Below are 13,050 nucleotides of genomic sequence, written 5' to 3' on the forward strand. Positions count from 1 at the left end.
GGTGGTGTCGCAGCTGGACTCCGATCCAGGCCACAACCGTCAGCAGCCTCCTTGCGCCGACATGCTCATGGGCATGGATTTTTTCGGGCGAATCCATATACTGCCCCCCAGTATCTGGCCGGAGCCGTCATGCCGCATTCGCCGCAGGAAAAAAAGCGGGCGCTAGCACGCGTGCGACGTCTGCGCGGGCAATGCGACGCGCTTGAGCGCGCGCTGGAGGCGGGCGCAGACTGTGCGCCTGTGCTGCAGCAGATCGCCGCAATCCGGGGTGCCGTCAATGGGCTGATGTCGCAGGTGCTCGAAGCGCATATCCGCGAGGACTTCGGCCACGCCGCCGCTTCCGACGCGCAGCGCGCCGAGCGGGTGCAGGAGCTGCTCGGGCTGGTCCGGTCCTATCTCAAATGAACTCCCACCGGGCCGGCGCCTGCCGTGCCCGTCCTTGAACCCCATCGTCAGGAGCGCCACCACATGAAATCCCGTGCAGCAGTTGCATTCGGACCCGGCAAGCCGCTGGAAATCGTCGAGATCGACGTCGCACCGCCACAGGCCGGCGAAGTGCTGGTCCGCATCACCCACACCGGTGTGTGCCACACCGACGCGTTCACGCTGTCCGGCGACGACCCGGAAGGCATCTTCCCGTCCGTGCTGGGCCACGAGGGCGGCGGCATCGTCGAGCAGGTCGGCGAGGGCGTCACCAGCGTCAAGGTCGGCGACCACGTGATCCCGCTGTACACCGCCGAATGCCGCAAGTGCAAGTTCTGCCTGTCGGGCAAGACCAACCTGTGCCAGGCCGTGCGCGCCACCCAGGGCAAGGGCCTGATGCCCGACGGCACCACGCGCTTCTCCTACAACGGCGAGCCGATCTACCACTACATGGGCTGCAGCACCTTCAGCGAGTACACCGTGGTGCCGGAGATCTCGCTGGCGGTGGTGAACCCGGAAGCGCCGCTGGAAAAGGTCTGCCTGCTCGGTTGCGGCGTCACCACCGGCATCGGCGCGGTGCACAACACCGCCAAGGTCAAGCCGGGCGAAAGCGTGGCGGTGTTCGGCCTGGGCGGCATCGGGCTGGCGGTGATCCAGGGCGCGGTGCAGGCCAAGGCCGGGCGCATCCTGGCCATCGACACCAACCCGGGCAAGTTCGATCTGGCGCGCAGCATGGGCGCCACCGATTGCATCAACCCCAAGGACTACGACAAGCCGATCCAGGAGGTCATCGTCGAGCTGACCGATGGCGGCGTGGACTTCAGCTTCGAGTGCATCGGCAACGTCAACGTGATGCGTTCGGCGCTGGAGTGTTGCCACAAGGGCTGGGGCGAGAGCGTCATCATTGGCGTGGCCGGCGCCGGCCAGGAAATCAGCACCCGTCCGTTCCAGCTGGTGACCGGCCGCGTATGGCGCGGGTCGGCCTTCGGCGGCGTCAAGGGACGGACCCAGTTGCCGGGCATGGTGGAGCAATCGATGAACGGCGAGATCGATCTCGATCCGTTCATCACCCACACCATGCCGCTAGAAGAGATCAACGAAGCCTTCCACTTGATGCACGAAGGCAAGTCGATCCGCACCGTGATCCATTTCTGACCGTACGGCCAGGAGCGGCGCGCGGCCGCTTCCGCGCACGTGGTACCCGATACTCCGGGAGGGGCATGATGACCAGCGTCTCGATTCATCCTTCGGTAGACAGTGGTATAGCGCGTGGCGGTGCGGAGAGCTTTCAGGGCGGAACCCTTGAATGCCACTGCGCCAGCGACAAGGTGACCGTGGACGTGGCTGCGCAGACCGCGCACAACCACGCCTGCGGCTGCAGTAAATGCTGGAAGCCGGAAGGCGCGACGTTTTCGGTGATTGCGGTGGTGCCGCGCGACAAGGTCACGGTGACCGCGCATGCGGAAAAGCTCAAGATCGTCGACGAAAGCGCGGCGATCCAGCGGCATGCGTGCACCGGCTGCGGCGTGCATATGTTCGGTCGCATCGAAGACAAGGGGCACGCGTTTTACGGTCTGGACTTCATCCATACCGAGTTATCGCAGCAGTCGGGCTGGTCGCCGCCGGGCTTTGCGGCGTTCGTGTCCTCCATCATCGAAACCGGCACGCCGCCAGCGGACATGGACGGCGTGCGCGCGCGTCTCAACGAGCTCGGGCTGACCCCGTACGACTGCCTGTCGCCGGGATTGATGGATGCGCTGGCCGCCAATGTGGCACGCAAGAAAGGTTTGCTGCACTGACCGTCCAACCCCGCGGCCGGCGCTCGTGCCGGCCGCGGGTTTTTATCGAAGGAATCTCATGGAACGTATCGAACACCACGCCTGCTTCGGCGGCTGGCAAGACGTCTACCGGCATCAGTCGCAGAGCTTGAACTGCAGCATGCAGGTCGGCGTCTATCTGCCCCCGCAGGCCGCCGACGGCCCGTTACCGGTGCTGTACTGGCTGAGCGGGCTGACCTGCACCGAACAGAACTTCATCAGCAAGGCCGGCGCGCAGCGGTATGCGGCCGAGCACGGCGTGATCCTCGTCGCGCCCGACACCAGCCCGCGTGGCGACGATGTGGCCGACGCGGATGGCTACGACATCGGCAAGGGCGCCGGCTTCTATGTCGATGCCACCGAGCAGCCGTGGGCGGCGCATTACCGCATGTACGACTATGTGGTGAACGAATTGCCGGCGTTGATCGAAGCGCAGTTCGCCACCACCGGTGCGCGTGCGATCAGCGGCCACTCGATGGGCGGCCACGGCGCCTTGACCATCGCGTTGAAGAATCCGGGCCGCTATCGCAGCGTGTCGGCATTCTCGCCGATCGTGGCGCCCAGCCAGGTGCCGTGGGGCGAGAAGGCGTTCGGCCAGTACCTGGGGGCGGACCGTGCAGCGTGGCAAGCGTACGACGCCACTGCGTTGATCGCACAGGCGCAGGAACGCCTGCCGCTGTTGATCGATCAGGGCGATGGCGACGAATTTTTGGAAAGCCAGCTGAAGACGTCGCTGTTTGAACAGGCTGCCAAGGCCGCCGATTATCCGGTCACGGTGCGGCTGCAGCCCGGTTACGACCATAGCTACTACTTCATCGCCAGCTTTATCGGCGAACACATCGCACACCATGCCGCGGCATTGCGTGGTTGATCGGCTGGTCGAGTGCGCAGTAGATGCGTGGTATGCGATGGTGGATGGTGGTGCGCATTGCCTTACCTTGCATTGCCGCGCTGCCGCGCTGCCGCGCTGCCGCGCTGCCGTGTTGCGTGGGCCGTGGCATGAATAAAGCCTCGAATTGACCTCCCTTCTCCCCTCCGGAGAAGGTGCCCCGCAGGGGCGGATGAGGATACGGCGAAGCTTGGTAGAGCGCGTAGGTCGGCCGGTAGAGCAGCCTATCTGCGGCGTGGCTGCAGGGCCCTTGCCCGCCCACCATCGCGGGACACGCCGCAAGTACGTCCGTGTAGGCTCTTACGCGGCATCCATGCCGCGTAAGGTCCCGCGACGGTGAGCGGGCAAGGACCAAGCGAGATGGTCGGTGTGCTGGTGCAAGCAGAGCATGGCGTGCCATTGTTTGGATAACGGCGTCCTGTCAGCTTTTCAATACAGCGCATTCAACAGGCAGGCTTCAACACAACGCCCTGCAAACTTCCTGGTAAGGCGCGCAAGCAGCCTTCTCGCATCTGAAGTCTGCGTCGACCAGCTGCGTCACATCATTATCTTGTCGGCTATAGCCATTGCCACAAACCAAGAACGGCTAACGCACTACCTGCGCCGCAAGCTTGCCCAATCGGCGCATCGCGCGCTCCAGGGTGTCGCTCCATGGCTGGCCGCAGGTCAGCCGCAGGTGATCTGCGTAGTCGCCACGGCTGGAGTACAGATGACCGGGCGAGGTGCCGATGCGTTCTGCCAGCGCGGCCTCGAACACGGCCTGGCCGCTACCGCCGTCGGGCAATTGCAGCCATAGCGATAACCCGCCTGCCGGGTCGCCCACGCGCGTGCCTTCCGGCCAATGCCGCACGATGGCACCGCGCAGCCGCTGCCCGTTGTCGGCCAGGGTGCGGCGTAGCTTGCGCAGATGCCGTTCCAGATCGTGTTGCGCCAGGTAGTCGGCCAGTGCCAGTTGCGGCAGGCTGGCGCTGCCGACGGTGGAAAAGTACTTGGCGCGCACCAGGGCGTCGGTCCAGTCGCCACCCAGCAACCACCCCACCCGCAGGCCGGGCGAGAGCACCTTGGAGAACGAGCCGCAGGTGATCACGTTGGCATGGGTATCGAAATGGCGCAGCGGGCGTGGACGTTGCCCCGACCAATCCAGTTCGCCGTAGATATCGTCTTCGATCACCACGGTGCCATGGCGTGCGCAGCTGTCGAGCAATACGCGCTTGGCGCTGTCGGGCGTGAGGCTGCCGCTTGGGTTGTTGAAGTTGGGAATCAGCACTGCCGCACGCACCGGCGTGCGCTGCAACAGCGTATCCAGACGCGCGACATCGATACCCTGGCCGGGACGGTTGGGTACCTCCAGCACCTTCAGGCGCAGTGCCGCCACCGCCTGCAGGATGCCGTGATACGTGGGCGTTTCCACCAGCACCACATCGCCTGGTGCGGTGAGCGTGCGCAGCGCCAGGCTGATCGCCTCCATCGCGCCGGCGGTGATCACCACCTCTTCTGCGTCGACGGTGGTTGCGCAGTGTGCATAACGTTGTGCGATCTGACGGCGCAGTGCGGCATGCCCTTGCGGCGGTGCGTAATCCAGCGCCGCCGTGCGCTGGCGACGCAGCTGCCGCGACAGGGCCGCGGCCAGTTGCGCGGTGGGCAATAACGCAGGCGCGGGGGTGGCAGTGTGCAGCGGCACCAGGTCGGTACGCGCCAAGGTGTCGAGTACGCGCTGCAAGGCGGGGTTGTCGACCATGCCCGGTTTGCGCCGACGTGGGACGGGTGCGGCAGCCGGCAATGCAGGCGCCGCGCTGCGCACGAAGTAGCCCGAGCGCGGGCGCGCTTGCACGCGCCCCTCGCGTTCCAGTTGCAGGCAGGCCTGCACGGCGGTGGCGGTGCTGATGCCATGGTTGGCGGCCAGTTGCCGGATCGAGGGCAGGCGCTCGCCGGCACGCAAGGTGCCGCCTTCGATCTGCTGCCGCAGCTGCGTGGCCAGCGATTCGTACAGCAGCATCTGCGGGCGCCTTCCATCTGTATTGGTCGATTTGCAGCGTATCTGAATCTGTGATGGTCGGGTAGCACGTTGCAGACTGGCCGTGCCCGGTGAGTACGCCAGGTATCTTCCCTTCTGTGAGGTTGGCCGTGCTGCTTCCTGTGTTTATCGTCGATGCGTTCACCACGCTGCGTTTCAAGGGCAATCCGGCAGCCGTGGTGCCATTGCAGGCCTGGTTGCCGGAGCCGGTGATGCAGGCCATCGCCAGCGAACACAATCTTTCGGAGACCGCCTTCTTCGTTCGCGACGACAGCGGGGTGTTCGATATCCGCTGGTTTTCTCCGCTCAAGGAGGTCGGCTTCTGCGGGCATGCGACCTTGGCCAGCGCGTTCGTGATCGCGACGCACCAGCTGGCGGCGTTTCCACTGCGCTTGCGTGCGCCGGCTGTCGGTGAGATCGCCGTTGCCAGGATGGATGAGCGCAGCTTCGAGCTGCGCTTCCCCAACCAGGAGCCGTCGCTGCTGCAAATGGTGCCGCACGCGTTGTCTGAGTCGTTATCGATCGCGCCCCACGCTGTCTATGCGAACGCGCAGGCGTATATCGCCGTCTACGCCGACCAAGCACAGGTGCGTGCGGTGACGCCGGATCTGGGCCGGATGCTGGCGCTGGCGCCGCGCGATGTGGCGGTCACCGCACCAGGCCTTGAGCATGATTTTGTCTCCCGCTATTTCTGGCCCTGCAACGGCGGTAGCGAAGATCCGGTCACCGGATCGATTCATGCCGCGCTTGCGCCGCTGTGGGCGCAGCGGCTGGGCAAGACGCAGCTCACCGCGCTGCAGGTCTCCGCGCGTGGCGGCGAACTGCAGTGCCGGGTCGAGCCGCGGCATGTCTACGTGCGCGGCAGCGCTGTCCAGTATCTGCAGGGAACCATTGCGCTATGAACACTCCCCTATCTGTGCATGCAGTATCGGCCGGCGCTGGGCGACGGGCGGTCTGGCAATTGCTGGTTGCCGAAGTCCTGGTCGGTTCGGTCGGCGTATTCGTCCACGAAAGCGGGCAGGATCCGGTGACGGCGGTGTTCTATCGTTGCCTGTTCGGGGCGCTGTTTCTTACCGTATGCGGCTTGGTCGGTGGACAGCTACGAGGGCTATGGCGCGAGCGTGCGCTGTTGCGCGATGCCATCGTCAGCGGTGTGCTGCTGGTGTTGAATTGGGTGGCGTTGTTCGCCGGCATGGCGCGCTCGTCGATCGGCGTGGCGACCATGGTCTACCACGTGTTTCCGTTCGTGATGTTGCTGCTGGCCGCGTTGTTGCAAGGCGAGCGCGCGCGGCGTGCCGATCTGGGCTGGACGTTGCTGGCATTCGTCGGCGTGGCCTGCTCGGCAAATCCGGCGCGGTTGTGGCAGGCGGCCGACCGTGGCTATCTGATCGGCATCGCACTCACGCTGTTGGCGGCGCTGCTATGCGGTGCGTCGCTGCTGATGTCGCGCCGTATCAGCCGCGAGCGGCCGCTTGCGGTGGTGACGGTGCAGTGTTGGGTCGGCACGTTCCTGCTGGCCGGGTTTTCCAGCAGTGCGGCGTTGCATCCGGGTGTGCACTGGCTATGGCTGGCGGGCCTGGGCGTGATCCACAGCGGTATCGTCTATGTGCTGTTCTATTCGTCCTATCGCCATCTGCATGTGGCCACGATTGCGGTGCTGGCGTTCGTGTACCCGCTGGTGACGCTACTGCTGGACTATCTGCTCTATGGCCACGCATTGGTGCCGGCGCAGTGGCTGGGCCTGGCGCTGATCGTGGTGGGCACACTGGCGGTGAATCTGAAATGGCGCTGGACGCGGCGTGTGGCAGACAGCGCACCGGCCTGAGCAAAGTGCCGCCGCGCAGTGCACGCGGCAGCCGTGGAACTCAACGCACGTCGCGCAGTTCCCAGTGGTGCCCGGCCAGGGCCTGCATGCGCTGCTTGAGCAGGTCGCCGGGGATGCTGGTGGTGGCGACCAGGTCGACACGCAGGTCGCCCTGCTTGCCGGTAACCGTGGCCGACGGATCGGTCACGCCCAGGCTGGGGTCCACCGCGTCCGGGTCGGCCTGCAGCTGGCGCCAGCGATCGAACCAGGCCGGATCGCGCAAGGCGGCCTGCAACTGTTCGGCAAAGGCCTCGGCACCATGGGCACTAAAGCTCACGCTCGCATCGCCGCCGCGGGCGAGCTTGGGGTCGGGCAGGCTGATCGAGTAGCTGACAGGCATGTGCAAGGACTCTGATGGATGACGCCGGTACGTTATTGCAGCGACGGTGATCGCTCCGTCGACAGGTGGGGACACGTGGGGAGCCTCCAGCTGCGGCGTCACGGCCTGTTCCGCGAGCGAAGAGGTGCTGTGCGCTCGTCCCGCCAGGTTTTGACGGCATCTGGTGAGCGAGGCTGCGACTCGGAATCCCGGTTGTCTTTGTGTCCTTGTGTATTAGGGATGAGGTCGCGCGGCTAGGTCAGTTGTAGAGCGGCTGATCTGCGGCTCCACTGCAGGGTCCTTGCCCGCCCACCATCGCAGGACACGCCGCAAGTACGTCCTTGTAGGCTCTTACGCGGCATCCATGCCGCGTAAGGTCCCGCGACGGTGGGCGGGCAAGGACCAGTCCAGATAGTCGGTGTGCACGGGCGAGCAGGGCGTGGCATGCAGTGTTTGCAGCATGGCCAATCAGTTGCCAAGACGAGCCGAGCAATCAGCAGGCTTTCGATAAAGCAATCTCAGAACGTCCTGGTGCGGTGACCTTGCCGGTTCCGGGACCCTTGGCGGCATGGATGCCGCCAAGGAGCCTCCATGGACGGATCTACGGCGTGTCCCGGAAGTGGTGAGGGCACCGCGCCCTCGACCAACGCGGCTTTGCTACCACCTCATAACGTCCTGACTCAAAACCTGGTCGTCCTGAGTTGGGGACTAGAGGCAGAAGTTGCCCGGAAACGGCTGCATAGCGTGGAGACGTGACTGCAGACCGTCGCCACACAGCATTTATGCGGAATTTACGCGGCGGCTGTTGCAGGTCCATAGCGACTTTACGCAGCCCGGGAAGACACTGCGCAGGTTGGCGGAGCGGTTCCGCCGTGGACGATCCCGATGCATCCCTTGACCTGTCTGCTCCATCGCCGCTGCGCGCGCGGTGCGGCAGCGCTTTGCCTTGTCGGCCTGCAGACGCTGCATGCGCCGTCGCATCTCGCATCCATCGCGCCGCGTTGCGCGCGCCTCGGGGAGTAGCCGACATGCCTGCCTGGTTGTCCCTGTTGTGCGGCGTGGCCGTACTCGTTGCCGCCGCGTACCTGTTGTACGTGGTCCTGCGCCCCGAAGACTTCTGATGCGAGTGCGCTCCAATGATTGAAACTCTCCTTGTCTACGCGCTGGCCATCGTGCTGGCCTGGCCCCTGGGCCGCTACCTGGCAGCGGTGATGCGCGGCGCCCCGATGCGTGGCGACGTGCTGTTCGGCTGGATCGAACGGCCGTTGTATGCGTTGCTCGGTACCCGCCCGCAGCAGGGGATGTCGTGGCGTGGGTATGCGGTAGCGTTCCTGCTCAGCAACCTGGTTGTCGGCCTGCTCACCTGGGCAGTGTTCATGACCCAGGCGTGGCTGCCGTTCAACCCGGACGCCATCCCGAACATGCGTTGGGACACCGCGCTGCACACCATGGTGTCGTTCGTCACCAACACCAATCAGCAGCACTACTCGGGCCAGGCGCAATTGTCGTACCTGGCGCAGATGACCGGCATCGTCGGCCTGCAGGTGGTCACGCCGATGATGGGTCTGGCATTGGCGGTGGCAACCTTGCGCGCATTGTTCGGTGGGCGTGCCGTTGCAACTGTGTCCGACGCCTTGCCGGCATCCAATGCGACGGCCAGCGCCAAGCCACGGGTGGCCGGGCTGGAGGAGCCGGAGATCGTCACGCCGCGCCCGGGGCGGCAGCAGTCGGCTACCGGATTGGAGGCATTGCCGGACGCAGACGTCGGCAATTACTGGGCGGATGTGATCCGCGCCAGCGTGCGTGTGTTGCTGCCGCTGTGCCTGCTGTGGACCGTGCTGCTCGGCTGGCAGGGCGTGCCCTCCACGCTGCAGGGTGCGGCTACCGCCGCACCGCTGGACAGCAGCGCCGGCATGTTCAAGCAGACCATTCCGGTCGGGCCGGTTGCGGCGATGGTCGCCGTCAAGCAGCTCGGCACCAACGGTGGCGGCTGGTACGGCCCCAACAGTTCGGTGGCGCTGGAAAATCCCACGCCGCTGAGCAACCTGCTGGAGACCTTGGCACTGGTGCTGTTGCCGATGAGCGTGGTGTTCATGGTCGGCTATCTGACCGGGCGCAAGCGCCTCACCGCGCTGGTGTTCGGCACCATGCTGACGATGTCGGTCGCGTCCACCGCGCTGTTGCTGTGGTCCGAAGCGCATTCGGCCAGCGCCAGCTCGGCTGCCTTGATGGAAGGCAAGGAGGTGCGTGTCGGCGCAGATGCGTCTGCGTTGTGGGCGGCCTTGACCACGCAGACCTCCAACGGCTCGGTCAATGCGATGCACGATTCGCTGGCGCCGTTGAGCGGCCTGGTCACGCTGGTGGACATGCTGATCAACGCGATCTGGGGCGGCATCGGCTGCGGCCTGCAGCAGTTCGTGGTGTATCTGCTGCTGAGCGTGTTCCTGGCCGGTTTGATGACCGGGCGCACGCCGGAGTTGTTCGGCCGCAAGATCGAAGCGCGCGAGGTGCAGTTGCTTGCGCTGCTGATCCTGCTGCAGCCATTGGTGGTGCTGGGCTTCACCGCAGTGGCGCTGGCGGTGCCGGCATTTACCGCCAATTCCAATCCCGGCTTCCACGGCATCAGCCAGGTGTTCTACGAGTACACCTCGGCCTTTGCCAACAACGGCTCGGGTTTCGAAGGCCTGGGCGATGCGACGTACTGGTGGAACCTGAGTTGCTCGGCGGTGCTGGCACTGGGCCGCTATCCCGCGCTGATCCTGCCGCTGATGGTTGCCGCGCGCATGGCGGTGAAGCGGCGCGCGCCGGAATCGGCCGGCAGCCTGCAGGTCGAAACGCCAACCTTCGCGCTGACGCTGATGGCGATCGTGCTGGTGCTCACCGTGCTGCAGTTCATGCCGGCACTGGTGCTGGGTCCTATCGCTGAACACCTCGCCCTGGCGGCGTCCTGAGAGTTTGAGCAATGTCTACGATCGATACGACTGAAAAACGCGCGCGCGGTGACGCGGCGTTGTTCGACGCCGCCGTGCTGGTGGCGGCAATGCGCGCGGCCTTCCTCAAGTTGGCGCCGCGGCATCTGCTGCGCAGCCCGGTGATGGCGGTGGTGATGGGCGGCACGCTACTGGCGGCGGTGATCACCGCCAGCGGGTATGGCAATGCCGGGTTCGGCTGGGCGGTGACGGCGATCCTGTTCGTCACCGTACTGTTCGGCAATTTCGCCGAGGCCATCGCCGAGGCGCGCGGGCGTGGGCAGGCCGCATCGTTGCGCCGTGCGCGCAAGGATTTGGTCGCCCGCCGGGTGGAAACCGCACTTGGCGGCCGCGAGACCCGCGTGCCGGCGGCAGAGCTGCGCCCGGGCGACTACGTGATGGTGTCCGAAGGAGAATTCGTCCCGGCCGATGGCGAGATCGTGCGCGGCGTTGCAACGATCAATGAAGCGGCGGTCACCGGCGAATCGGCACCGGTACTGCGCGAGGCCGGCACCGATCGCAGTGGCGTGATCGGTGGAACGCGCGTGCTCTCCGACGAGATCGTGTTCAAGGTCACCGCCGAGCCGGGGCATAGTTTCCTGGATCGCATGATCGCCTTGGTGGAAGGCGCCAACCGGCAGAAGACGCCGAACGAAATCGCGCTGACCCTGCTGCTGGCGGCGATGACGCTGACCTTCCTGATCGTGGTGGCCTCGCTGCCGGCGATCGCCGGCTTCGTCGGCGTCACGCTGGACCCGCTGTTGCTGATCGCGCTGCTGGTGTGCCTGATCCCGACCACCATCGGCGGGCTGTTGCCGGCGATCGGCATCGCCGGCATGAACCGCGCGCTGTCTGCCAATGTGCTGGCCAAATCCGGCAAGGCGGTGGAAGTGGCCGGCGACGTGGACGTGCTGTTGCTCGACAAGACCGGCACCATCACCTACGGCGACCGGCAGGCCACCGCGTTCCATCCGCTGGCCGGCATCGACCGTACGCAGCTGCGCGATGCGGCAATGCTGGCCTCGCTGGCCGACCCGACACCGGAAGGCAAGTCCATCGTCAAGCTGGCACGCCAGCAGGGCGCGGTGGCGGTCGAGCCGGAGGGCGCGCATTTCATCGGCTTCACCGCGCAGACCCGCATGTCTGGCGTGGATCTGGCCGGGCGCAGCATCCGCAAGGGTGCCGGCGATGCGATCGTGGCCTATGTGCAGGCGCAGGGCGCCACGGTGTCGCCGGAATTGAACGGCCGCATCGAAGAAGTCGCGCGTGGCGGCGCCACCCCGCTGGTGGTGGCCGAAGGCCGGCATGTGCTGGGCGTGGTCGAGCTGAGCGATGTGGTCAAGCAAGGCATCAAGGAAAAGTTCGCGCAGCTGCGTGCGATGGGCATCAAGACGGTGATGATCACCGGCGACAACCCGCTCACGGCCGCCGCGATTGCCGCCGAAGCCGGCGTGGACGACTACATCGCCCAGGCGCGCCCGGAAGACAAGCTGGCCCGCATCCGTGCCGAGCAGGCCGGCGGGCGGCTGGTGGCGATGGTCGGCGACGGCACCAACGATGCGCCGGCGCTTGCCCAGGCCGACGTGGGCCTGGCGATGAACTCCGGCACGCAGGCGGCCAAGGAGGCCGGCAACATGGTCGATCTGGATTCGGATCCGGCCAAACTGCTGGCGGTGGTCGAAGTGGGCAAGCAGCAGCTGATCACGCGCGGTGCGTTGACCACGTTCTCGTTGGCCAACGATGTGTCCAAATATTTCGCGATCCTGCCGGCGCTGTTTGCCGCGGCGATTCCGTCGATGGCCGCGCTCAACGTGATGCAGTTGTCCAACCCGCGGCATGCGGTGCTGGCGGCGTTGATCTTCAATGCGCTGATCATCCCGGCATTGATTCCGCTGGCGTTGCGCGGCGTCCGCTTTCGTCCGTCCAGCGCCACGGCCCTGCTGCGCCGGAACATGCTGATGTACGGCGTGGGTGGCGTGTTGCTGCCGTTTGCCGCGATCAAGTTGATCGACCTGGCGCTTGTCGCCACTTTGGGGAACTGAGTCATGACGATTTCTTCGAAAGCCGGTCCGTCCACGGCGCAGCCGTTGCGCGACGATGGCGCCCTGCGCGGGGCGGTGATGCTGGCGTTGTTCATCCTGCTGGGCCTGGGCCTGAGCTATTCGCTGGTCGCCACTGGCATCACCGGCGCGCTGTTCCCCGCGCAGGCGCACGGCTCGCTGCTGCGCGATGACGCGCGCGTGGTGGGCTCGACCCTGGTGGCGCAGCCGTTTGCCAATGCGCGCTATTTCCAGCCACGCCCCTCGGCGGCCAAGTACGACCCGAGCGCGGCGGCCGGCAGCAACCAGGCGCGCTCCAATCCCGACCTGCAGAGCCGCATCGCCGCCACGCGCGCCGAGGTGGCTGCACGCGACGGCATCGCACCGGAGGCGGTCCCCGCCGAGCTGGTCACCCAATCCGGCAGTGGCCTGGATCCACACCTGAGCCCGGCCGGCGCACAGGTCCAGGTGCGCCGGGTCGCCGCCGCGCGCGGCTGGCCGGAACAGCGCGTGGCCGCGCTGGTAAGGGCCGCCACCGAACAGCCACAGTTCGGCCTGCTCGGGCAGCCGCGGGTGAATGTGCTGGCACTGAACCTGGCGCTGGATCGCGCGGGGAATGGGGAGTCGGGAATCGGGAATGGGCCAAGGCAACAGCACTAGAGCTGTCAGCTCGCGGTAGGCTGCACCAATCCTCAATCCCGCTTCCCCAATCCCGG

12 protein-coding genes are annotated in these 13,050 nt (G+C 66.0%); 10 read left to right on the top strand and 2 right to left on the bottom strand.

All coding sequences use genetic code 11. The features are described from left to right. Nucleotides 1-129: 129 nt before the first annotated feature. From frmR to fghA, 4 genes are all read left to right on the top strand, one after another. Entirely contained in the window at nucleotides 130-405 is a 276-nt protein-coding gene (frmR, locus tag DGN21_RS03715; protein ID WP_016902624.1) for a formaldehyde-responsive transcriptional repressor FrmR, read from the top strand. Between the two features lie 63 nt (nucleotides 406-468). Beyond that, nucleotides 469-1,578 carry an S-(hydroxymethyl)glutathione dehydrogenase/class III alcohol dehydrogenase gene (locus DGN21_RS03720; protein WP_054591879.1) on the top strand — a complete coding sequence of 370 codons (1,110 nt, stop codon included), beginning with the start codon at nucleotides 469-471 and terminating at the stop codon, nucleotides 1,576-1,578. A 68-nt stretch (nucleotides 1,579-1,646) separates the two neighbouring features. Then, complete coding sequence (gene gfa / locus DGN21_RS03725) at nucleotides 1,647-2,222, top strand: S-(hydroxymethyl)glutathione synthase (RefSeq protein ID WP_102255721.1); 576 nt, start codon at nucleotides 1,647-1,649, stop codon at nucleotides 2,220-2,222. Nucleotides 2,223-2,280: 58 nt separating this feature from the next. Further along, entirely contained in the window at nucleotides 2,281-3,111 is an 831-nt protein-coding gene (gene fghA, locus DGN21_RS03730; protein ID WP_126965287.1) for an S-formylglutathione hydrolase, read from the top strand. 604 nt (nucleotides 3,112-3,715) lie between these two features. Here fghA and DGN21_RS03735 read toward each other — a convergent pair. Continuing rightward, nucleotides 3,716-5,125, bottom strand: coding sequence for a PLP-dependent aminotransferase family protein (locus tag DGN21_RS03735; protein ID WP_126965288.1), 1,410 nt, complete (start codon nucleotides 5,123-5,125; stop codon nucleotides 3,716-3,718). Between the two features lie 128 nt (nucleotides 5,126-5,253). On the opposite strand from DGN21_RS03735, the gene DGN21_RS03740 reads away from it, so the two are divergent. Continuing rightward, a complete protein-coding gene (locus tag DGN21_RS03740) occupies nucleotides 5,254-6,045 on the top strand; it encodes a PhzF family phenazine biosynthesis protein (RefSeq protein ID WP_126965289.1) in 792 nt (263 codons plus the stop codon). Continuing rightward, nucleotides 6,042-6,968: a DMT family transporter gene (locus tag DGN21_RS03745; protein WP_126965290.1), complete on the top strand. Its 927-nt coding sequence runs from the start codon at nucleotides 6,042-6,044 to the stop codon at nucleotides 6,966-6,968. The genes DGN21_RS03740 and DGN21_RS03745 overlap by 4 nt, the downstream gene beginning before the upstream one ends. Nucleotides 6,969-7,008: 40 nt before the next feature. Here the strand turns inward: DGN21_RS03745 and DGN21_RS03750 are convergent, their stop codons facing one another. Next, on the bottom strand, nucleotides 7,009-7,347 hold the full coding sequence (locus DGN21_RS03750) for a hypothetical protein (RefSeq protein ID WP_039509881.1): 339 nt from the start codon (nucleotides 7,345-7,347) through the stop codon (nucleotides 7,009-7,011). A gap of 1,007 nt (nucleotides 7,348-8,354) precedes the next feature. On the opposite strand from DGN21_RS03750, the gene DGN21_RS03755 reads away from it, so the two are divergent. Genes DGN21_RS03755 through kdpC form a run of 4 tightly spaced genes read left to right on the top strand, consistent with a single transcriptional unit; the run spans nucleotide 8,355 to nucleotide 12,994 of the window. Continuing rightward, on the top strand, nucleotides 8,355-8,447 hold the full coding sequence (locus tag DGN21_RS03755) for a potassium-transporting ATPase subunit F (protein ID WP_006452907.1): 93 nt from the start codon (nucleotides 8,355-8,357) through the stop codon (nucleotides 8,445-8,447). Nucleotides 8,448-8,462: 15 nt separating this feature from the next. Then, entirely contained in the window at nucleotides 8,463-10,277 is a 1,815-nt protein-coding gene (gene kdpA, locus DGN21_RS03760; RefSeq protein WP_126965291.1) for a potassium-transporting ATPase subunit KdpA, read from the top strand. 11 nt (nucleotides 10,278-10,288) lie between these two features. After that, nucleotides 10,289-12,337, top strand: a complete 2,049-nt coding sequence (kdpB, locus tag DGN21_RS03765; protein WP_024939439.1) for a potassium-transporting ATPase subunit KdpB — start codon at nucleotides 10,289-10,291, stop codon at nucleotides 12,335-12,337. Between the two features lie 3 nt (nucleotides 12,338-12,340). After that, entirely contained in the window at nucleotides 12,341-12,994 is a 654-nt protein-coding gene (kdpC, locus tag DGN21_RS03770; RefSeq protein ID WP_126965292.1) for a potassium-transporting ATPase subunit KdpC, read from the top strand. Nucleotides 12,995-13,050: the final 56 nt, after the last annotated feature.

This window comes from Xanthomonas sp. MLO165 (assembly GCF_018831305.1).
Lineage (GTDB): Bacteria > Pseudomonadota > Gammaproteobacteria > Xanthomonadales > Xanthomonadaceae > Xanthomonas > Xanthomonas arboricola.